This window comes from Bacterioplanoides sp., from assembly GCF_965219715.1.
GTDB lineage: Bacteria > Pseudomonadota > Gammaproteobacteria > Pseudomonadales > Oceanobacteraceae > Bacterioplanoides.
Genome location: NZ_OZ244785.1, coordinates 844,177 through 865,078, shown reverse-complemented (window position 1 = coordinate 865,078; position 20,902 = coordinate 844,177). Strand labels below are relative to the sequence as shown.

Annotated in this window: 17 protein-coding genes; 12 read left to right on the top strand and 5 right to left on the bottom strand. The window is 49.1% G+C overall.

Annotated elements, in window-relative coordinates; translation table 11 throughout:
* The first annotated feature begins 56 nt into the window (after window positions 1–56).
* Together ACOQOZ_RS04495 and ACOQOZ_RS04490 are read left to right on the top strand one after the other, a co-directional pair.
* Complete coding sequence (locus ACOQOZ_RS04495; RefSeq protein ID WP_420591083.1) at window positions 57–1,112, top strand: tRNA-queuosine alpha-mannosyltransferase domain-containing protein; 1,056 nt, start codon at window positions 57–59, stop codon at window positions 1,110–1,112.
* 69 nt (window positions 1,113–1,181) lie between these two features.
* Window positions 1,182–1,982 carry a MipA/OmpV family protein gene (locus tag ACOQOZ_RS04490; RefSeq protein ID WP_420591082.1) on the top strand — a complete coding sequence of 267 codons (801 nt, stop codon included), beginning with the start codon at window positions 1,182–1,184 and terminating at the stop codon, window positions 1,980–1,982.
* Between the two features lie 83 nt (window positions 1,983–2,065).
* On the opposite strand, the gene ACOQOZ_RS04485 is transcribed toward ACOQOZ_RS04490, so the two are convergent.
* Window positions 2,066–3,787 carry a beta-ketoacyl synthase gene (locus tag ACOQOZ_RS04485; protein WP_420591081.1) on the bottom strand — a complete coding sequence of 574 codons (1,722 nt, stop codon included), beginning with the start codon at window positions 3,785–3,787 and terminating at the stop codon, window positions 2,066–2,068.
* Between the two features lie 159 nt (window positions 3,788–3,946).
* Here ACOQOZ_RS04485 and ACOQOZ_RS04480 point away from each other — a divergent pair, with 159 nt between their 5' ends.
* Window positions 3,947–4,948 (top strand): GlxA family transcriptional regulator, encoded by a 1,002-nt coding sequence (locus ACOQOZ_RS04480; RefSeq protein ID WP_420591080.1) that lies wholly within the window; start codon window positions 3,947–3,949, stop codon window positions 4,946–4,948.
* A gap of 21 nt (window positions 4,949–4,969) precedes the next feature.
* On the opposite strand, the gene ACOQOZ_RS04475 is transcribed toward ACOQOZ_RS04480, so the two are convergent.
* Entirely contained in the window at window positions 4,970–5,755 is a 786-nt protein-coding gene (locus ACOQOZ_RS04475) for a substrate-binding periplasmic protein (RefSeq protein WP_420591079.1), read from the bottom strand.
* A 174-nt stretch (window positions 5,756–5,929) separates the two neighbouring features.
* Between ACOQOZ_RS04475 and ACOQOZ_RS04470 the strand changes: the two genes are divergently transcribed.
* Both ACOQOZ_RS04470 and ACOQOZ_RS04465 read left to right on the top strand, forming a co-directional pair.
* Window positions 5,930–7,288 (top strand): TrpB-like pyridoxal phosphate-dependent enzyme, encoded by a 1,359-nt coding sequence (locus tag ACOQOZ_RS04470; RefSeq protein ID WP_420591078.1) that lies wholly within the window; start codon window positions 5,930–5,932, stop codon window positions 7,286–7,288.
* Between the two features lie 97 nt (window positions 7,289–7,385).
* Entirely contained in the window at window positions 7,386–8,189 is an 804-nt protein-coding gene (locus ACOQOZ_RS04465) for a zinc-dependent peptidase (protein ID WP_420591077.1), read from the top strand.
* Window positions 8,190–8,284: 95 nt separating this feature from the next.
* Here ACOQOZ_RS04465 and ACOQOZ_RS04460 read toward each other — a convergent pair whose 3' ends face one another.
* Window positions 8,285–8,758 (bottom strand): MaoC/PaaZ C-terminal domain-containing protein, encoded by a 474-nt coding sequence (locus ACOQOZ_RS04460; RefSeq protein ID WP_420591076.1) that lies wholly within the window; start codon window positions 8,756–8,758, stop codon window positions 8,285–8,287.
* Between the two features lie 17 nt (window positions 8,759–8,775).
* A complete protein-coding gene (locus ACOQOZ_RS04455) occupies window positions 8,776–9,699 on the bottom strand; it encodes a lysophospholipase (protein ID WP_420591075.1) in 924 nt (307 codons plus the stop codon).
* A gap of 258 nt (window positions 9,700–9,957) precedes the next feature.
* Here ACOQOZ_RS04455 and ACOQOZ_RS04450 point away from each other — a divergent pair, with 258 nt between their 5' ends.
* From ACOQOZ_RS04450 to ACOQOZ_RS04420, 7 genes are all read left to right on the top strand, one after another.
* Window positions 9,958–11,634 (top strand): AMP-binding protein, encoded by a 1,677-nt coding sequence (locus ACOQOZ_RS04450; protein ID WP_420591074.1) that lies wholly within the window; start codon window positions 9,958–9,960, stop codon window positions 11,632–11,634.
* 331 nt (window positions 11,635–11,965) lie between these two features.
* Complete coding sequence (gene hrpA / locus ACOQOZ_RS04445; protein WP_420591073.1) at window positions 11,966–15,916, top strand: ATP-dependent RNA helicase HrpA; 3,951 nt, start codon at window positions 11,966–11,968, stop codon at window positions 15,914–15,916.
* 195 nt (window positions 15,917–16,111) lie between these two features.
* Complete coding sequence (locus ACOQOZ_RS04440) at window positions 16,112–16,543, top strand: hypothetical protein (RefSeq protein ID WP_420591072.1); 432 nt, start codon at window positions 16,112–16,114, stop codon at window positions 16,541–16,543.
* 6 nt (window positions 16,544–16,549) lie between these two features.
* Window positions 16,550–17,389: a DUF692 domain-containing protein gene (locus ACOQOZ_RS04435; RefSeq protein ID WP_420591071.1), complete on the top strand. Its 840-nt coding sequence runs from the start codon at window positions 16,550–16,552 to the stop codon at window positions 17,387–17,389.
* A 1-nt stretch (window position 17,390) separates the two neighbouring features.
* On the top strand, window positions 17,391–18,158 hold the full coding sequence (locus ACOQOZ_RS04430) for a DNA-binding domain-containing protein (RefSeq protein ID WP_420591070.1): 768 nt from the start codon (window positions 17,391–17,393) through the stop codon (window positions 18,156–18,158).
* A 37-nt stretch (window positions 18,159–18,195) separates the two neighbouring features.
* Complete coding sequence (locus tag ACOQOZ_RS04425; protein ID WP_420591069.1) at window positions 18,196–18,780, top strand: DoxX family protein; 585 nt, start codon at window positions 18,196–18,198, stop codon at window positions 18,778–18,780.
* A 106-nt stretch (window positions 18,781–18,886) separates the two neighbouring features.
* A complete protein-coding gene (locus tag ACOQOZ_RS04420) occupies window positions 18,887–19,648 on the top strand; it encodes a VacJ family lipoprotein (protein WP_420591068.1) in 762 nt (253 codons plus the stop codon).
* A 75-nt stretch (window positions 19,649–19,723) separates the two neighbouring features.
* Here the strand turns inward: ACOQOZ_RS04420 and ACOQOZ_RS04415 are convergent, their stop codons facing one another.
* Window positions 19,724–20,797: a 3-deoxy-7-phosphoheptulonate synthase gene (locus tag ACOQOZ_RS04415; protein WP_420591067.1), complete on the bottom strand. Its 1,074-nt coding sequence runs from the start codon at window positions 20,795–20,797 to the stop codon at window positions 19,724–19,726.
* Window positions 20,798–20,902: the final 105 nt, after the last annotated feature.

Genomic DNA, 20,902 nt, shown 5'->3' with positions numbered 1-20,902 from the left:
ATGGTATACAGCACTGCGCTGGCCGGACAAGTCTTTTATATAAAAGTTAATAGTGAATGAAAAAGAAAGTTTTGTTGTTATCTGCCTATCGCTCCGACAGCCATGCCAGCTGGTGTGACTGGCTACAACAGGAAGTGGATGTTGACTGGCGTGTACTGGAGTTACCCGGGCGTTATTTTCGCTGGCGAATTCGCGGCAATCCGTTGTCATGGCTGCAACCGCTGTCGGACTTGTTGGCGCAGTGGCAGCCAGATCAGATACTCGCAACATCCATGGTTGATATTTCAACCATTCGCGGTTTATTCCCGGCATTGGCAGGCGTGCCTCTGGACTACTATTTTCACGAGAATCAGTTTGCTTACCCTGCCGGAGAAGGCCAGCACTCATCGCTTGATCCGCAAATGGTTCAGCTCTATGGCGCGTTAGCGGCCGATCGTATTTTCTTTAATTCAGACTATAACCAACAGTCCTTTCTTTCGGGCGTTGCTACTCTGATGAAAAAAATGCCTGACCATAAACCCGATGATCTGGCGCAGCGTTTAGGACAGAAGAGTGATTGGTTGCCGGTGCCGGTTAATGCCATTGCTCCGACGCCTGAAGCTGAAAAAGAAGAAGGCCTGATTCTCTGGAATCATCGCTGGGAATACGACAAACGCCCTGAGGGTTTTCACGCGATACTGCGGCGACTCCAACAAAAGGGAGTCAACTTCACGCTGGCCTTATTAGGGCCTCGGGCACAGAAAACCCCGACTGCATTAAATGCCATTCGTGATGAGTTTTCAGACCAGATTGTGGTCGATGGACGGGTGTCACGATCGGAGTATGAGCATTGGTTACAACGCTCTCAGGTGGTTGTCAGTTGTGCAATTCACGAATTTCAGGGGTTATCGATGCTGGAAGCGGCAAGCGCTGGCGCCATTCCCGTTGTGCCCGATGATTTGTGTTACCGCGAACAATATTCTTCCGACTGCCGTTATACCACTGGCGATATCGAACAGGCGACAAATAAGGTTGCAGTGGCATTGGCAGGCGAGCTGAAGGTCAGTGATATTTCGGCGTGGTTGGCCCAATCATCGGCCCAACAATGGCATACACTGTATAAATCCGGATAGCAGAACACGAAATATAGGAACTTTTGATGTCAGATAAGGTCAATCAGGCATCACTTAAGGGAGAAACATATGCGCCGTACAACTCTCGCAGCCCTGGCTGCAATCTCATTTTCAGGCTCCGTCGTTGCGGAAGAATCACTCTGGCAAACCGTGAGCGATCCGGTTCACGGTTTATGGTCTGCTGGTATTACGGTGAAAGACAGTGTATTTAAAGACGTCGATCCTGTGGTCAGCCCAGCCTTATTGGTGTTTGGCGGATATGGCGATGTGTTTATCGAAGCAAACCGCTTCGGCTATGGTTTTTATCGCGACGGCACTAATTTCGCGTCGGTTATTGGCAATCTGCGCAGCCATACTCGTTTAACTGAGGATCAGATTGATGACAGTAAGGACCTGTCGCAATACGATCTGGATGAGCGAAAGGCGGCATTAGAAGTGGGTATTCAGGCCGGGCGACGTCTGGGTGCCGGTTGGGTTGGTCGCGCGGCGCTACTGCAGGATATTTCCGGCGCTCATAAATCCCAGGAAGCAGAACTGCTGTTTTATCGTCGTGACGATATTGCCGGGTTACGCATTCTGACTACCATTGGTGCTCAATATCAGGCTGAGAAATTTAACGACTATTATTTTGGTATTGATGCCGACGAAATTAAAAACAGCGCTACCCAAAAAGTGTATAAGCCGGGAGCCGGTTTTTCCGCCGAATTAGAAGTAATTGCGACCTATAATTTTGAATGGGGTGCTGGTGAAGAGTGGGGTGCTTATGCAGGTTTACGCCATTTCCAGTACGACAGCGAAGCCCAAGACAGCCCACTGGTTGATGATGGTTTAGTACAGCAATACTTCGTGGGTTTGGGTAAGTATTTCTGATTAAACAGAAACAAGTATCTCACCGTAATAAATAAAAACCTTCTTTCAGTTGGCTTGTACAAGCTGAAAGAAGGTTTTTTTATTTACAGAATTACGCTGTTATTCCAGCCTTTAATCCGGATTTCTTCCGCGCTGATGGTCAGATCTTCCGGTTCCAGTACTTGCTCACCAAATTGATAAATCGGTTTTATTTTCCCGGCATTCATATCCTGATTGTATTGCTCAACATTAATACGGGTCTGTTCGTTTTTATCCAGGTACTGATGCCAGCTTTGTTGCTCAATGGTGGAAGAAATCAGTTCCCGGGTTTTATCCGGAGAAATAATAAATGCCGACGCATTGTTACCGCCAAATCCTTTCGAATTAATAAACGCCAGCGGTAATTCTTTGCTGTCGACGGAAGTATGTTGCAGTAAAAAATTCAGACCGAACTGATGGACATCCTCGGCGATTCTGTCGGTGGTGGTTATTCCCGGAATCATATTGTGCGCCCAGCCACCCAAAGTCATGGTCAGTTGATCTGCAGAAGCCGCTGCCAGCGGATGACCAAGGTGGGCCTTAACTGCGGTGATTTTCCAATCATTAATATCAAAAGCACGCGCCAGTTCGGCGTAAATATGTGACTCCGTCACCCGGTTTTGTGGCGTGCTGCTGCCGTGGGATTGAATATAGCTGCCATGGCGCACGGCATCTCGACCGAGCCAGCGCTGCGCTTCTGCCACGGCTTTTCCCATCGTCAGATAATTACCGACGCCCGGGTTTGAGATGGATTTTTTGAAGCCATCGGCATTGACGTAGACATCACCAACCGAACCATAAATATTCAGACCCAGCTTCAGTGCCAGATCCTGATCGGTCAGGACAAAAAACTGGGCGGATTCCGCGATTGTGAAACCACCGTTGTGGCCAAAAGGTCGGCTGGAACGACGATAATCAGGGGCTTCGTCTTTGCTTTTACCGTCCAGATCCCGCAACTTCTGTTCGCTGATCAGTGCGGTCATGGCCGCGTAGCCTTCAACAATTTCGGGTGTTAGCGGCGCTTCGGCGTTACCAACCACCACAATGCGACGGCGTCCCGAGCACAAGTCGTCCAGAGCTGCTTTGAGGTTATATAAGAATGTCGCACAGGCACCAACACTGCTGCCGGTTGCGCCCACATTACCGAGCACATAAGCGTTAACGAAATCGGCTGGCATTTCGCTCAGGCCAAGCGCACATTGTTTAGAGCTGGTGCGTTTTCCTTTCAGGTTCGCCTGAATCATACCGCCGTGGCCAGCCTGATCGAGCTGACCCATGGCGGACCCAGCGTATACACCAATCTGATCTGGACGCACCGCTTGTTTCAGTGTTTCCCAGTCCACGCCCAGCGAAGCAATGGCATCCGAAGCCGCGTAGATGGTCATCTGCAGGCCACGGGGGTGATGGCGGGAAGGATAGAGTGCTGCCGGATCGAATCCTTTGGGGGTCTGGCCAGCACTTTGAACTGACAGGCGTTTGTGACTCAGGCGCCAGCACTGTTCGCCATTTTCGTCGTTAAACGGCTGGTGAAAGGGAATCTTATCGGCATCCCAGTCCACATTGTCCCAGTTACGCACCAGTGTGCCATTCAGGATCGCTTCTTCGTTGGCCAATGGTTCACCATCGAGGCCCATAATCTGATTTAACGAGCTCAGGGTTTCGAGCTTTTGCTGTTCACTAAGTGCTTCATACACCACTCGCTGAAAGGCCAAATGCCCGGAACTGCGCCCGGCAGCGTTAATTCCACCAAAGCCGGTAATCAAAGCAAGTGCAGGCTGAGAGCTCATATAAACAGTTTCCAATTGACGTTGTTGTGTAAGAAAAGGTGTGAGGGATAACGAATAACCGGGGTTATTGTAGGAAGCGACTTTGTTTTCTTATTAGTAGATAATGGACAAATAACAGGATAAAAAAGACGTCATTATGTCGCTACGGGAAACGTAACTATGATCAACCATGTTACCTTGTTGGCAGTTGAGCAAATGCTGATGTCCAGTGCTGCGATACCCCTGGAAATGCTGGAGGCGGCCAGAGCTCGGTTGGCTTTAATGCGCAAACCAGAGCGGCGCTTCAATGTCGAAATTATTGGTCAGCAGGAGCGAGCGGTGAAGGTGTTGGGTGGCTTCCCACTGACGCCGCAAAAAACCATTGATGAGTGTAACCAGTCATCGATGAACAGCGACCTGATTATTGTTCCGGCACTGTGGCGAAACCCTAAGCCGTTACTGGGAAAATATCAGCCAACCATCGCCTGGTTACGTCAGCAGTATCTCGCCGGAGCCAGTGTATTCGCGGTCGGCACCGGAGTTTGCTTACTGGCCGAAGCGGGAATATTAGACGGTAAGCCAGCCACCACCCACTGGCATTATCTTGAAAACTTTGCCCGGGATTACCCCAAAGTGAATCTGCAGACCAACCACTTACTGACGCAGTCCGACCGGATTTTTTGTGCCGCCAGTGTGAACTCTGGTGCTGATATGATGGTGCATTTGATTGGTCTGTTGTTTGGCCGTGATCTGGCGCTGCAGGTTGAGCAGCAGTTTTCTCCGGAAGTCCGCAACCCGTTTGAAAAGAAGGTGTTCTACGCCGACGGTCGTCATCAACATGGTGATGAAGACATTGCCATGGTCCAGACCTGGCTGCAGCATAATCTTAAGGAAGAATTGGGGTTAACCCGACTGGCGCAGATGATTGGTTTAAGTGAACGCCAGTTTGATCGGCGCTTTAAAAAGGTGGTTGGCTGCTCGCCTGGTCAATATCTGCAGCAATTGCGTTGTGATCAGGCTCGACAATTATTGCAGGATACTAACCTGAATATCGCTGATGTAGCCGCCGTGGTGGGGTATCAGGACGGCGGCTATTTTACCCGCATTTTTAAGAAACAAGCAGGGCAAACACCGGGACAGTTTCGCCAAAAAGTGCGTACTAAATTGTTCTCTCCAACCTGAAATGGTTACCGCTATGGCTGTTTAGTCGGCAATGTAGGACTGGGTGATTTTCTCGAGTAGCTTCAGGCTTTCAGGCTGTTGCAGCACGCGATCAAATAGTTGAATCAGCGCTTTGCTGGCCGGCAGATCTGGCGAGATGGCCAGATAAAACGGATTGCTGTTCAGGCAGCCAGCAGGTTTCAGCTGCGTTGGTTGGTAGAGTTTTTTTGTGGCTTGTTTCTGCGCCCAGGCAGCTACCAGTTGTTCTTCAATCAGGGCATCCGCTCGTCCGGCCTGTACCAGTCGGACCATGCGACGGCTCGGATCTGCACCGGAAACCTCAAACAATCGGGCAGCATTCCCGGGATCATGGATATGGCTGTGCAGCGGCTCGTTGTAACCATAGTCCTGAACATAGGCAATTTTTACCTGCTTCAGAGAGGCGCTATCACGATAGCGCCAGTTCTCATCCGGGCGCACAAAAAAACAATCGGTGTAATTCGCTGTGGCTGTTTTTGGCATCAGCAGATGGCCGGTTTCCTCAGGTACAACCGTCAACAGACCATCAACCGTGCCGTTGTTGGCTTCTACTAACGCCCGTGACCAGGGCAGAAATTTAATATTCAGAGTGATGTTATGTTGCTTCAGTATCTGGCTCAGGTATTCGCTGATGATGCCAGGCCGTTGCGGAGAACCCGAAGGCGAACAGGAAAACGGACACCAGTCGGTTGCGGCCAGAGTCAGCTGGGATGGCAGGTTGTCGGTTGGTTGTGTTCGGCCATGGAAGCTTGAGGCGAACAGCAGCAACAAAATCAGTAAACGAGTCATGAGAAACAACGATCATGTCTTTTTCGCCAGCTTAGACCGGATAGTCATGAACTACAATCATTCATCTGAATGTCGACTATTTTGTATTCCCTCAGTAACTCGGTTGAGATTGGCTTTTATATATCATAAAGTTCTGCCCTTATAACCTTAGAAAAATAATGGGAACAAGGACTTATGAAGCAGACCAAAATCCTGCTGCCTGAAACAGAAATGCCAAAGCAGTGGTACAACGTGGCCGCCGATCTGAAAAACCCACCAGCGCCACCATTAGGTCCGGATGGCAAGCCAATGGATCCATCGGCGATGTCCGCCATTTTTGCTGACAACATCATTGAGCAGGAAGTGTCTGACCAGCGCTGGATCGATATCCCGGATCCGGTGCGCGAAATTTACCAGCAGTGGCGTCCAACACCGATGTTCCGTGCGCATCGTCTGGAAGAGGCGTTAGGTACTCCGGCTAAAATTTATTACAAATACGAGGGCATCAGCCCGGCCGGTTCGCACAAGCTGAATTCTGCGATTCCACAAGCGTATTACAACAAGGTTGCTGGCATTAACCGTTTAACGACGGAAACCGGTGCGGGGCAGTGGGGCTCATCTTTGTCTCTGGCAGGCCAGATGTTTGGCATTGATGTGCGCGTTTATATGGTGAAAGTGAGCTTTCAGCAGAAGCCATTCCGTCGTTCTATGATGCAGACCTGGGGTGGCGAAGTGTTAGCCAGCCCAACGGATATGACGGAAACCGGGCGTAACATTCTGGCTCAGGATCCAAACAACCAGGGCTCCCTGGGTATTGCCATTTCCGAAGCGGTGGAAGAAGCCGTTAGCCGTGAAGATACCAAATACAGCCTGGGCTCGGTGTTAAATCACGTGTTGTTGCACCAGACCATTATTGGCCTGGAAGCTCAGAAGCAATTTGCCATGGTTGGTGATTCACCGGATATGATTTTTGCTCCGTGTGGCGGTGGATCTAACTTTGGCGGCGTTGCATTTCCGTTCTTCGCAGAGGAAGCCGCGGGTGGTAAACAAACGCGCTTGGTTGCGGTTGAGCCAACGTCCTGTCCAAGTCTGACCAAAGGCCATTATGCGTATGACTTTGGCGATACGGTTGGTCATACGCCGATGACGCTGCAATATACGCTGGGTCACGACTTTATGCCTCCGGGTATTCATGCCGGTGGTCTGCGTTATCACGGTGCCTCTTCACTGGTTTCTCAGATGTATCACGAAAAACTGATTGAAGCGGTTGCGGTTCCTCAGGTAGCGACGTTTGATGCCGGTGTTCAGTTTGCCCGTGCCGAAGGTATTATTCCTGCGCCGGAATCAAATCACGCCATTCGTGCCTGTATCGATGAAGCGCTGCGTTGTAAGGAATCCGGTGAAGAAAAAACACTGTTCTTTAACCTGTCCGGGCATGGCCATTTTGATATGGTGTCATACGATAAATACCTCAATAAAGAGCTGGAGGATTATGAGTATCCTCAATCTGAAATTGATGCCGCGTTAGAGCGCCTGCCTAAAACCGCGCTGTAAGACGGCTTTGCTCAATATCAAGCCGCTGTTGGTGTTACACTGACAGCGGTTTTTTTTATGGCCGGTTAGTTTTAATTAATTTAATACAGGGAAGAAAATGCTCAGATTCTGGCAAGCCGTTCAACGTTGGCTGTTTGATAAAAACGATTCGGACTTTTTCTGGCAGGATGCATGGAGTCAGATACTGGAAGAAAAAGTGGAATTTTATCGCCAACTCAGTCATCCACAAAAACAGCAGTTTGAACAGAATTGTTTCGCCTTTTTGCAAACCACGCGGATTGAAGTCAGTGGCGAGGTTGAGGTAACTGACGAAGACCGACTGCTGGTTGCAGCCAGTGCGGTTATACCTGTTTGGGGCTTTGCTGACTGGCCGTATTTAAGTGTTAAAGCGGTTGTGCTGTTTCCGGGATGTTTTAATCGCGACTTTGTTTGCGGTCAGAGTGACTCAACCATTTCTGGTATGGTGGGCAGTGGTGCGATGGCTGGAAAAATGGCGCTGAGTAAGCCGGATCTGATTTATGGCTTCAGTAACGACAAAGATAAACACAATGTTGGTGTTCACGAATTTGTCCATATTCTCGATATGGCGGATGGCAAATGTGATGGTTTTCCTGAAGCTGTTAACTCAGGGCAGTGTTCGCACCAGTGGTTTGAATTAGTGCGTTGTAAAATATCGGAAATTGAAAAGCGCAAAAGTAATATTAATGATTATGGCGCTACGAATAATCAGGAATTTTTTGCGGTAGCTTCGGAATACTTCTTCGAGCGCCCCTTGATGCTGAAAAACAAACATCCAAAATTATACGATTACCTGAGTGAATTTTATCAGCAGAATCTGGCTGAAATTGAACGCGATCAATTGCGCAATAAAGCTAAGAATAAAATAAAGCGGAAAAAATAAAGCACGGACGAGATAGAGCTCGTCCGTGCTTATGCTCAAACTGGTGGTTGGCTGAGAACGCCTAGCCCAGAGAAGAGCTTAGCTAAAAGGAGAGCTTAACCGAGAGAAATGGCAGGCAACTCCGGAGCTTCGACGGTAATTTTTTCTGTCGGAGCCATAACAGTTGCCTCACCAACGGCTACGGCTTTTCCGGTCTGATTGCTGACGGTGCATTCCAGTGTCACAATCGGTTTAGACTCGTGCTTGGCCGTTACTTTTAATTCAACGGTTAATTCATCACCAATCATAACTGGCTTGCGGAAAGACAGGTTCTGACCCAGATAAACTGTGCCGGGCCCTGGTAAATCCATCGCTAACGCCGCTGAAATAAGTGCGCCGGTAAACATGCCGTGGGCAATCTGACCTTTAAACGGAGTGGTGGCCGCGTATTCAGCATCCAGATGAACCGGGTTGTGGTCTCCGGATACTGCGGCAAATAAAATCAGATCTTTTTCTTCAACCGTGTGCTTGCGCTGGCAGCTGTCTCCCAGCTGAATTTCTTCAAAAGTACGATTGGTAATGCGTTCCATGTGATTTCCTTGTTTCTTTAAATGGTCTGAATCCAGTTCAGTATGTCCTGATAAACTTCGTCGGCGTTGATCTCGTTCAACATTTCATGACGGCCATTAACGTACAGCTTGCAACTGACAGTTTTATGACCGGTTTGTAAAAGCACTTGCTCCAGTGCTTTTACGCCTTTGCCTTTCTGGCCAACCGGGTCCTGGTCGCCAGCAAACAAATAGATTGGCAGGCTTTGCGGTATCTTGGACAGATTATTTTTGTTGCTGATTTCGATCAGACCATCAAACAGGTCAATCCATAACTGCAAAGAACAGGTATGACCACAGGCAGCATCGTTGACGTATTTATCGACCTGTTGTTCGTTACGGGACAGCCAATCAAAATCGGTCCGGGCAGGCTTGAACTGGTTATTAAACGAAGCGAAGGATACTTTATCCATCACGTTCGATTGAGTACGTCCGCCCTGAAATACTTTTAAGCCTTTGGCAACAATCTGACCGGCGTGATACAGAGCCGGATTCTGATAGTTTGAGCCGGATAAAATCAGACCACTGAGTTTTTCACCATAACGAATGGCAAATCCCTGGGAAATAAAAGAGCCCATGGAATGGCCAAACAAAATAACCGGTTCGTTACCACACAAGGTATTTTGTGCTTGTAACATATCGTCGATAACCAATTCCCAGCCATCGTTATCGGCGTAATGACCCTGAGGCGCACGCTCACCGTGGCCCCGATGATTATGGGTGAATACCTGAAACCCCTGCGCGTGGAGAAACTCCGCCAGGGGTGCATAGCGCTGACAGTGTTCTGCCATGCCATGGACAATATGAATCGTGGCTTTGGGTTGTTGCTGGCGCCAGATGTGAGCGGTGAAGATCTGGTTGTCTTTGGTTGAAATATCGACAGTTTGTTTAATGGGTTGTTGTGCTTCTGCGACTTGATTCATGGTGAAAATGCTTTTTTGGAATTCTTTAAAGGCTATAGGCTGGTCTTTATGTAGCAATTTGTAAATACATTCGGCGGTTTTTTGCTGGATTAGAGCAAAAGCGCTAAACTCGCGGCCACCTAATTATCCGGCACTAAAGTCTAACAGGCCATTGATTTTATATTTTATTGATGGTTAGCCGGAAATAACAAAACGATAAACGCAACTGCTGGTTAATTAATGTCCAGCAGAGATAACAATATTGTGTCAGGAGGTCGTATGAACGAGCAATTCTTCCAGGAAAAATATCCGGAAGACTATCCGAAGTCAGTGGATGCGGATAAGCACGAGTCGGTTGTAGAAATTTTTAATGGTTTTGTTGCCAAATTTGCCGATCGCCCGGCGTTCAGCTGTCTGGGTCAGACTCTGACTTACGCAGAGCTGAACGAGAAAAGTGCGGCCTTTGCCTCTTACCTGCAAAACCACACCTCGCTGGAAGCGGGTGACCGTATTGCTGTTCAACTGCCTAACGTTCTGCAATACCCGATTGTGGTATTTGGTGCTATGCGTGCCGGTATGGTTGTGGTTAACACCAACCCGCTGTACACCGAGCGCGAAATGGAGCACCAGTTTAATGACTCCGGTGCAAAAGCGCTGGTTGTACTGGCGAATATGGCGTCTAAAGCAGAAACCGTATTACCAAATACTGGCATTAAGCACGTGATTGTTACCCAGGTGGGTGATATGCACGGTCTGGTAAAACGTACTCTGATCAACACCGTACTGAAGCACGTTAAAAAAGAAGTGCCGGCATTTAACATTGCTGGTGCTGTGTCACTGCGCAGTGCACTGGCAAAAGGTGAAGGTCAGCGCTTCACTCCGGTTAAAGTGGATCGCAACGACGTCGCGGTTCTGCAATACACGGGTGGTACTACCGGTGTGGCTAAAGGTGCGATGCTGACTCACCGCAACCTGATGGCCAACATGATGCAATGCCACGGCCTGTTTAATATGGTACTGGACGAAGGTAAAGAAACCGCCATCGCTCCACTGCCGCTGTACCACATTTACGCCTTTACCGTTCACTGCATGGTAATGCTGGAAACCGGTAACCACTCGGTATTAATTCCGAATCCGCGTGATATCCCTGGCTTTATCAAAACCCTGCAAGGCACCAAGTTCAGCGCGTTTGTTGGCCTGAATACCTTGTTTGTTGCCTTGTGTGGCCAGAAAGATTTCTGTGACCTGGATTTCTCCGGTCTGAAACTTACCATTTCCGGTGGTATGGCACTGACCAAAGACGCTGCTGACCAGTGGAAGAAAGTAACTAGTTGCGATATCGCAGAAGGTTTCGGCATGACTGAAACTTCACCGGTTGTATCCTTTAACCCGCCGGGCCATATCCAGCTGGGTACGATTGGTATGCCTGTATCTGGCACGGTTTGTAAGGTTATCGACGAAGACGGTAACGATCAGGGTATTGGTAACCCGGGTGAGCTGTGTGTGAAAGGCCCACAGGTGATGAAAGGTTACTGGCAACGTCCGGAAGCTACGGCGGAAACCATCGACGAAGATGGCTGGCTGAAAACCGGTGACGTTGCAGTGATTCAGGAAGACGGTTACATGAAGATCGTTGACCGTAAGAAAGATATGATCATCGTATCTGGCTTTAACGTGTACCCGAATGAGGTGGAAGACGTGGTTGTGGCTCACCCGGATGTGGTTGAAGCGGCAGCGATTGGTATCCCTGATCCGAAGAGCTCTGAAGCTGTAAAAGTGTTCCTGGTATCCAGCAACGAGAACCTGACCGCGTCGGATGTGATCAACTGGTGTCGTGAGCGTTTAACCGCTTATAAAGTGCCGCGTCATATTGAATTCCGTGACGAGCTGCCTAAAACCAACGTTGGTAAGATATTGCGTCGCGAGCTGCGTGACGAAGAATTGGCTAAGCACTAAACCTACCTACGTTGCCAGGGCGGTGTTAAAAATCCGATCAAAATGCTCATGTATGTTGAATACACTGCGCTTTCTCCGGATTTTTGTCTAGCCCTGGCTGCCTCGCTAACGGTTTAAACATTGGCTCATAAAGTTGTTAGAATACGCCCGCCCGGGAAACCGGCCGGGCGTTTTTTATTGGATTTTTTAAGTCTGGAATAACGGGTAGTTTGCAAAGCAGCGACAGGATGTCGCGTTAGGATCGCCAGCACAGGGGCGTGCTGTACGATCCGGCGGCTGCAAATTATCTGTTGTTTCAGACTGTACAGCGTAATCAGAAAGCGAGTCAGCATTGTCCAGCAATCAGCCTGATCAGGCATCCAGTCCCAGCACCGATATTAAAGCCTTATATCAGGCGATTGATCACTGTCTGATTAAAGACAGGTTCCCGCTGCGGCGCAGTGTGCGCCAGATTAAAACGCTGGTCGAAGAGAGTAAGCCGTTCGACAAGGTGCTGGAGAAGCTGCTAACCCGGATTCAGAAAAGTCAGGAGCTGGTGAAGCTACGTTCCCAGCAGCTGGCGATCAATTATCCCGATTTGCCGGTTTCTGAGCGCAAAGACGAAATCCTCAAAGCGGTTAAAGAAAATCAGGTCGTTGTGGTCGCCGGTGAAACCGGCTCCGGTAAAACCACTCAGTTGCCAAAGGTATGTCTGGAAGCTGGGTTTGGAATATTCGGCCGCATTGCCCATACCCAGCCACGTCGGCTGGCGGCTCGTGCCGTGGCCGGTCGTATTGCCGAAGAGCTGCAATGCCAGCTCGGAAATCAGGTCGGTTTCCAGGTACGTTTTACCGATCAGAGTAACGATCAGACCCGCATCAAGCTGATGACCGACGGTATCCTGTTGGCGCAAACTCAGCACGATAAGTTTCTGAATGAATACGATGTCATCATCATCGACGAAGCCCACGAGCGCAGTCTGAATATCGACTTTCTGATGGGGTATCTGAAGCAGCTATTGCCAAAACGTCCAGACCTGAAAGTTATTATCACCTCGGCCACCATCGACGTTGATCGCTTTGCCAAACATTTTGCCGACGAAAACGGCAAGCCTGCCCCGGTTATTGAAGTCTCCGGTCGTACTTTCCCGGTTGAAACCCGCTATCGCCCCCTGGTAAGAGAAGACGAGGAGGGTGAAGACCGCTCACTGTTTGAAGGTATTGCCGATGCGTTAGCTGAGCTGCGTGCCGAAGACAAAGCCAAAGGCCAGCCTGGTGATGTGCTGGTGTTTTTACCGGGTGAGCGGGAAATCCGTGAATGTGCCGAATTTTTACGTCGTGCGCAGTTACCTGCGACGGATATTTTGCCGTTATATGCGCGCTTAAGTGCTGGCGATCAGCAGAAGATTTTTAAACCTCACGGCGGACGCCGGGTGGTGCTGGCGACTAACGTGGCGGAAACCTCGTTAACGGTGCCGGGTATCCGTTATGTGGTGGATTCGGGTGTTGCCCGTATCAGCCGTTACAGCTACCGCAGTAAGGTTCAGCGACTGCCGACTGAGGCGATATCCCAGGCCAGCGCTAATCAGCGTGCCGGTCGTTGTGGTCGGGTTGCGCCGGGTGTATGTATTCGTTTGTACGAAGAATCTGACTTCCAGGGGCGTCCGGAATTTACCGACCCGGAAATTCGCCGTACGAACTTGGCGGCGGTTGTATTGCAGATGTTGCATCTGAAACTGGGGCGTTTGCAGGACTTCCCGTTTGTTGATGCACCGGATGAGCGCTTTGTAAAAGATGGTTTTAATCTGCTTCTGGAACTGGAAGCCGTTAACGACAAACAGCATCTGACCGAACTGGGTCGCCAGATGGCTCGTCTGCCGGTAGATCCGCGTATCGGCCGTATGATGCTGGAAGCACAAAAACAGCATGCCTTAAAAGAAGTGCTGATTATTGCTGCAGCACTGACTGTTCAGGACCCTAGAGAGCGTCCACCGGAGAAACAACAGCAGGCGGATGAGAAACACCGTACCTGGAAGGATGAAGACTCGGATTTCACCAGTTTGTTAAACCTCTGGAATGGTTTTGAAGAGCAACGCCAAGAGTTGTCTCAGAATCAGCTGCGCAAGTGGTGCGCGAAATATTTCCTGAATTTTATGCGTATGCGTGAGTGGCGTGATACTCACCGCCAGCTTCATATTCTTTGTAAAGAGCTGGGTCTGGAGGAGAAAGATAAAGCGGCCGATTACGAAGCCGTTCATAAGTCGTTGCTGTCCGGTATGTTAAGCCAGATCGGTTTCAAATCCGAAAACATGGAATATCTCGGTGCCCGTAACCGTAAGTTATGGATCTTCCCGGCCTCCAGTCAATACAAGAAAAAGCCGAAATGGATGATGGCAGCGGAGCTGGTCGAAACCTCCAAGCTGTTCGCCAGAACCGTAGCGAAAATCGAACCCCAGTGGATTGAAGAAATTGGCAAGCCGTTACTGAAATACCAGTACTTCGAGCCTCACTGGCAGGGCCAGCGAGGCCAGGTGGTCGCGTTTGAGCAAAGCACCTTGTATGGCCTGATTATTAATCCGAAAAAACGGGTGAACTATGCCAATACGCATCCGAAAGAAGCGCGTGAAATTCTGATTCAGGAAGGTTTGGTTGAGCAGAAGATTCGTACCAAAGCGGATTTCTACAAGAAGAACCTCAAACTGCTGGAAGAGGTGACTGAATACGAAGAAAAATCCCGCCGTCGGGACCTGGTCATTGATGACGCCTATCTGGCGGAGTTCTATAACAAAGCGCTGCCGGAACATATCGTTACTACCAAACACCTGGAGCGCTGGTTCGAAAAAGCCAAGGCTGCAGAAAAGCAGGCCATGTATTTCAGTCGTGACTTCCTGTTAAGCCCGGAAGCCGCGGGCGTTGGCGCACAAGATTACCCAACGGAGCTGGACTGGCAGGGCATGGCGTTTCCGTTGAGCTACAGCTTTGCCCCCGGCACCAAAGACGATGGCGTGTCGTTAAGTGTGCCGGTAGCCATGTTGCAGCAGGTGCCAGCTGAACAAACCGAATGGCTGGTTCCGGGCTTTATCGAAGACAAGGTGGTTTCTCTGATCAAAGGCTTGCCGAAAGCCATTCGTAAGCAGTTTGTACCGGTGCCGAACACCGCCCAGGCATTTCTGAATAAATGCAGCCCGGCGAATGGTGGCTTGTATAGCCAGTTACTGAACTACCTCAATTACGATCTGCGCCCGGAACAGATTGAGATGCAACAGCTACGGGAGATCGAGCTGCCGGATCATCTGCGGATGAATATTCGGGTAATGGCGGATCGTAAACTGTTGGCGCAAAGCCGGGATTTAACGGCATTAAAAGAGCAGTACGCTGATGCTTCCCAGGCTCAGATTCAGGACCTCAGTCATTCGGGTTTCCAGCGAGATCAGGTCAATGGCTGGGACTTCGGCGATTTACCTCAGAGCACACAAACCGAAGTCAACGGTCTGCCGGTGCGTGCTTTCCCGTGCCTGAAACCAACCAAGGAAAACTCTGAAAAGTCGGATATTCAGCTGACGGTGGAAGCCGACGAGTTTGAGGCCGGTCGCCAGCATCGAATGGGGGTTTGCCAGTTGATGCGTCGCCAGCTACCGGATCAGGAGCGGGCGCTGAAATCCCATATTCAGAAGCAGATGAAGGGTAAATGGCTGTACTGCAAAGGCCTGGGCTCTGAAGCTGAGATCACTCAGGATCTGATTCAGGCCGCTTTTATTCAGATATTTGTGCCTCTGGACGGCGATTTGCCGTATCTGGAGCAAGAGTTTAAGCAAAGAACCGAACGCCGTTCTGAACTGTTCGATCATGGCAATAAGTTGTTAGAGCAGTTTATTGACTGGATTACTTTGCGACATAAGATTCTCAAAGCCATGGGTGGCGTGGTCAGTCTGGATCGGGCGATGGCCTATTCCGACGTGAAAGCCCATCTGGAGCGCTTGCTGGCCAAAGGCTTTATGCAGCGAACCACATGGTCACACCTGCAAAGTTTCAGTCGCTACCTGAAAGCGATGGATTATCGAATCGAGAAGCTACAAGGGAACCTGCCGCGAGATCGCCAATCTATGATTGAGTTTGAAAGCTTATATAAGCCTTATCGTGAGGTGGCGGATAAGACTCAGGTTACGGAAGGCTCTGAGCTGGATGAATTTGGCTGGCTGTTAGAAGAATGGCGTGTATCGCTTTTTGCTCAACCATTGGGTACCAAAGAGCCAGTGTCGCTGAAGCGGCTGCAGAAACGTTGGCAGGAGATCGCAAAAATCTGATTGTCTGGATGGGATTTCAGGCGTTCCTCTGGTTGTTGTTCGATAAAAGTCCAACAGGCAGAAAAAAATATTGAACTGTCAGACGTTTCCGGTAACTAATAAGCATGCAAGGTAACCGAGCTTATCAACTTCGGGATACTGCATCCGATAAGCGGACTATTATTAAAACCTCGACTAAAAGAGTAGGAAACGATTATGGCTAAGACAATCAAACCTGTAGCAGCTGTTCTGGGTACTGCATTCGTAACTGCAATGTCTCAGGCACCTCTGGCAAATGCCGCTGAAAACCCGTTCGCATCTGCTGAGCTGCAGGGCGGCTACAAGCTGGCTGGCAACCACAGCGAAGGTAAGTGTGGTGAAGGCAAATGTGGCGGTGGTCATGGTAAGTCTTCTTCTGAAGGTAAGTGCGGTGAAGGCAAGTGTGGCGGTAGCAGCAAGTCTTCGTCCGAAGGCAAGTGTGGCGGTAGCAGCAAGTCTTCTTCTGAAGGTAAGTGCGGTGAAGGCAAGTGTGGCGGTAGCAGCAAGTCTTCTTCAGAAGGTAAGTGTGGTGAAGGTAAGTGCGGCGGCAGCAGCAAGTCTTCTTCTGAAGGCAAATGCGGCGAAGGCAAATGTGGCGGTAGCCACTAAGCGCTTATGAAATATCCCGTCCAAGGTGCCGGGTTAGGTCTGCGACGAGCTCTGATGAGCTCGTTGGCAGATGTGCCTGAGCACAAAATCGATTTTATGGAAATTGCGCCAGAAAACTGGATTGGCGTGGGTGGTCGTCTCGGTAAATCATTTCGTTCTTTTACCGAAAAATACGACTTTATTTGCCACGGGCTTTCCCTGTCTATTGGCAGTCCGGCTCCACTTGATGAAGATTTTGTTCGCCAGGTAAAACAATTCATGGATGAACACGGTATTAAAGCGTACAGCGAACATCTGAGCTATTGCAGCGATCAGGGTCACATGTACGATCTGATGCCGATCCCATTTACCGATCAGGCGGTCAAATACGTTGCTGAGCGTATCCAGCGAGTGCAGGACATCATCGGGCAGCGCCTGATTATTGAAAATGTCTCGGCATACGCAGAGCCCGGTAAAGAAATGGAAGAAGCTGAATTTGTCAGAGCGGTTATAGAAACTGCGGATTGTGACATGTTGCTCGATGTGAACAACGTTTACGTTAACAGCATCAATCATGACAGTGATGCCATGGCATTTATTAAAGCGATGCCCACCGAACGTATTAAATATCTTCACGTTGCTGGTCATTTTGACGAAGCCGATGATTTGCTGGTTGATACTCACGGTATGGAAGTGAAAGATATCGTTTGGGATATGCTGGCTGAAACTTACAAAATTCACGGCGTTATACCAACGTTGCTGGAGCGCGATTTTAATTTCCCTCCAATAGAGGAATTGGTTGCTGAGGTTGATCAGATTCGTTCGCTGCAACACCAGTACAATCCAAATTCAATTCAGGTTGGTTAATATGGCTCAGGCCGAACCACTATCCCAAAAACATATTCAGACTCAGCACGAATTTGCCGCGCATATTCGTGCACCTCATAAACATCCCATTCCGGATGATGTCGATCCCCGGCGAATGAAAGTCTACAACGATCTGTTTTTTAACAATGTCAGTGGCTTTCTCGACGGAACATTTCCGGTGTGTGCAGAAATCATTGGTGCCAAGCGCTGGACTGAAATTGCCCGCGACTTTTTCGAAAGTCATCATTGCCAAACCCCTTATTTTCTTGAGATTCCGCAGGAATTCTTAAATTATCTGGAGCAGGAGTTTCAGGCTCAGCCGGGTGACCCGGATTACTTTTATGAGTTAGCTCATTATGAGTGGCTTGAATTGGCAATCGACGTCAGCGATGACGAAATTAGCGCTGAGATCGATGCAAACGCCGATCTGGCTTCTGCGATTCCACTGTTTGCCGCTGCAGCGCAGGGCTTCGTGTATCAATATCCGGTGCATCGTATCAGTGGTGTCAATACCAACCCCGAGCCACAGCAGACGGCATTAATTGTATTTCGTGATCGCCAAGATCATGTGCGTTTTATCGAAACTAACTTAATGACCATTCATTTGCTGATTAAGCTGAAATCTGAGGAACTCACTGGCCTTCAGGCAGTCGAACAGTTATTGCAAGAAAGCGGCATGGAGCTGTCGGAGGTGGCAGTTCAGGGGGGATTGTCTATTCTCGAAGAATGGCGTCAGCAAGGGTTAATCCTTGGCGGTCGTGCCGCTTAGTTGCTTGATATTAAAAACTGTTTCTGGAGCGCAATTCATGAGTATTCAATCGCTGGCCCATTGGGTTCACGACCAGCTTGATGTGGCTAAGTCTATTGATTTCGTCGGCCCGCTGGCTTTACGTATTTACCTGTTCTTTCCTTTCTGGATGGCTGGCACCAATAAATTAGCGGGCTTTGACAGCACGGTAGCCTGGTTTGGTAACCCGGATTGGGGACTTGGATTGCCAGCCCCTGAACTGCTGGCTTTTCTCGCGACCTGGACGGAAATTCTCGGCGCAGTATTTCTGTTGATTGGTTTTGCCACGCGTTACATCACCATTCCCCTGATGGTTACCATGATTGTTGCAATCTTTGCAGTGCATTGGGATCACGGCTGGTATGCAATTGCCCAGAGTACAGACCCTGAAGTCGCCGACCGCTTAAATCGTGCGAAAGACATTCTGCGGGAAAACAGCAATTACGACTGGATTACGGCTAAAGGCGGCTTCGTGATTCTGAACAACGGTATTGAATTTGCGGTAACTTATCTGGTGATGCTGTTGGTACTGTTCTTTAACGGCGCAGGCAAATATCTCAGTGTTGATCACTGGATCAAAGCAAAATTCCGTCCGGAAGACTGATCGAACGTTTGCTGGAATGAAATTTTAAAAAGGCGCTAAGGCGCCTTTTTTTATGCGGATTATGCTGCTTTAATACTGCAAAATTAAGGAAAAGGCAGGTCGCCCAATGCGCTTAGCAATCGTGCGTTTAACAATGATGTTGATGGCAACCATGTTGTCGGCAACTTCTTTTTCAGAAGAGCAGAATCCAGATCCATGGGAAGGCTTTAACCGAAAGGTTTTTGCGTTTAATGAGACCCTTGATAAATACATTGCCAAGCCAGTTGCCGAGGGCTATCAGTACATCACTCCAGAGCCTGTAGATCAGTCTGTCAGCGCCTTTTTCTCCAATCTCGGTGACGTACTGGTTATCGTAAACGATCTGGGTCAGTTGAAATTTGCTCAGGCGGCTTCGGATACGGCACGTTTTCTGATTAATACTACGGTTGGTTTTTTCGGCTTCTTCGATGTCGCATCGCACATCGGACTTGAGAAACATGACGAAGACTTTGGACAGACCCTGGGATATTGGGGAGTGGGTACTGGTCCATACTTGATGTTGCCTGTGCTTGGTCCAAGTACCGTACGCGATGCCAGTGGCCGTGGGCTCGATTATGTTTCCGGCTTGTCCTACACCAATGCGGGGCAGAATTTTGCTCAGCAATCTGGTTTGTTTGTGCTGAATAATATTGATGGGCGAGCTGATCTTATCGCTTCAGAAGGGTTGATCAGTGGTGATCGTTATACATTTATTCGCAGTTTCTATTTGCAGCGTCGTGAATATCTGTTGAAAGATGGCGTAGTGGAAGATGAATTTGAAGACTTCGATGATTTTGATGACGAAGAAGACGACTGGGGTGATGATTGGGATGAAGAACCTGCTGAATAGTGGGTTCCTGATTATTCGCCGAAAATAAAAAATCCCATCCGTGATTACACGGATGGGATTTTTTATTGCTGCAGATTAAGCATTACGTTTTGGTAAAACGTCTTTCAGCTTATCGTGCATTTTCATGATGGCTTCTTCCGTTTCGTCCCAGCTGATGCAGCCGTCGGTAACCGATAAGCCATATTCCAGATCATCCAGGTTTGCTGGGATGTTCTGGCGGCCATGTTTGATATTGGATTCGATCATCAAGCCAACGATGGAATTGTTGCCTTCAAGAATCTGGTTAGTCACGTTATCCATAACCAGTGGCTGAAGCTCCGGCTTTTTGCTGGAGTTCTCATGGCTGCAGTCGACCATGATGTTCTTCGGCAGATCCGCTTTTTCCAGCGCTTGTTCAGCAATGGATACACTAACGGAATCGTAGTTTGGCTTACCGCCACCGCCACGCAATACTACATGGCCGTATTGGTTACCGTTGGTTTCTACGATAGATACCGCGCCGCTTTGGTTAATACCCAGGAAGCGGTGAGGGTTAGCTACCGACATCAGTGCATTGGTCGCAACCGTCAGGCTACCATCGGTACCATTTTTGAAGCCAACTGCAGAGGACAGACCAGAAGCCATTTCACGGTGCGTTTGTGACTCAGTTGTACGTGCGCCGATAGCAGACCAGGTAATCAGGTCCTGCAGGTACTGAGGTGAAATTGGATCCAGTGCTTCGGTTGACAGTGGCAAGCCCATTTCGGCCAGGTCAATTAACAGCTGGCGGGAGATATGAAGGCCTTCCTGGATTTTGAAGGTGTCATTCATAAATGGGTCGTTAATCAGACCTTTCCAGCCGACGGTGGTACGCGGCTTTTCGAAATAAACACGCATCACCAGATACAGGGTGTCAGATACTTTTTCTGCCAGGTCACGCAGACGCTCGGCATAATCTTTGGCTGCATCTACGTCGTGAATGGAGCAAGGGCCAACCACCAGGAAAATACGGTGGTCTTTGCGATCAAGAATATCGCGGACGGTCTGGCGTCCTTTCTGTACGCTGGCTACAGCTTGTTCTGTGATTGGCATTTCAGTTTTCAGCTGATCCGGAGTTACCAGCTGAGTGATCGAGCCAATATTGAGGTCTTCAACACGGTTGTCAGTCATTATTCGTCCTAAATCGACGTGGTAGAGTTGAGCATTAGAGCTTTTGTTACAATGGCTACGGATTATGACAAAACATGCGCTAAAAGCACACTCAAAAGCCTATGG

Bases quoted from the DNA above. Each gene is read 5' to 3' on its own strand.
- ACOQOZ_RS04495 (WP_420591083.1), top strand. From the start codon at position 57: ATGAAAAAGAAAGTTTTGTTGTTATCTGCCTATCGCTCCGACAGCCAT.
- ACOQOZ_RS04490 (WP_420591082.1), top strand. From the start codon at position 1,182: ATGCGCCGTACAACTCTCGCAGCCCTGGCTGCAATCTCATTTTCAGGC.
- ACOQOZ_RS04485 (WP_420591081.1), bottom strand. From the start codon at position 3,787: ATGAGCTCTCAGCCTGCACTTGCTTTGATTACCGGCTTTGGTGGAATT.
- ACOQOZ_RS04480 (WP_420591080.1), top strand. From the start codon at position 3,947: ATGATCAACCATGTTACCTTGTTGGCAGTTGAGCAAATGCTGATGTCC.
- ACOQOZ_RS04475 (WP_420591079.1), bottom strand. From the start codon at position 5,755: ATGACTCGTTTACTGATTTTGTTGCTGCTGTTCGCCTCAAGCTTCCAT.
- ACOQOZ_RS04470 (WP_420591078.1), top strand. From the start codon at position 5,930: ATGAAGCAGACCAAAATCCTGCTGCCTGAAACAGAAATGCCAAAGCAG.
- ACOQOZ_RS04465 (WP_420591077.1), top strand. From the start codon at position 7,386: ATGCTCAGATTCTGGCAAGCCGTTCAACGTTGGCTGTTTGATAAAAAC.
- ACOQOZ_RS04460 (WP_420591076.1), bottom strand. From the start codon at position 8,758: ATGGAACGCATTACCAATCGTACTTTTGAAGAAATTCAGCTGGGAGAC.
- ACOQOZ_RS04455 (WP_420591075.1), bottom strand. From the start codon at position 9,699: ATGAATCAAGTCGCAGAAGCACAACAACCCATTAAACAAACTGTCGAT.
- ACOQOZ_RS04450 (WP_420591074.1), top strand. From the start codon at position 9,958: ATGAACGAGCAATTCTTCCAGGAAAAATATCCGGAAGACTATCCGAAG.
- ACOQOZ_RS04440 (WP_420591072.1), top strand. From the start codon at position 16,112: ATGGCTAAGACAATCAAACCTGTAGCAGCTGTTCTGGGTACTGCATTC.
- ACOQOZ_RS04435 (WP_420591071.1), top strand. From the start codon at position 16,550: ATGAAATATCCCGTCCAAGGTGCCGGGTTAGGTCTGCGACGAGCTCTG.
- ACOQOZ_RS04430 (WP_420591070.1), top strand. From the start codon at position 17,391: ATGGCTCAGGCCGAACCACTATCCCAAAAACATATTCAGACTCAGCAC.
- ACOQOZ_RS04425 (WP_420591069.1), top strand. From the start codon at position 18,196: ATGAGTATTCAATCGCTGGCCCATTGGGTTCACGACCAGCTTGATGTG.
- ACOQOZ_RS04420 (WP_420591068.1), top strand. From the start codon at position 18,887: ATGCGCTTAGCAATCGTGCGTTTAACAATGATGTTGATGGCAACCATG.
- ACOQOZ_RS04415 (WP_420591067.1), bottom strand. From the start codon at position 20,797: ATGACTGACAACCGTGTTGAAGACCTCAATATTGGCTCGATCACTCAG.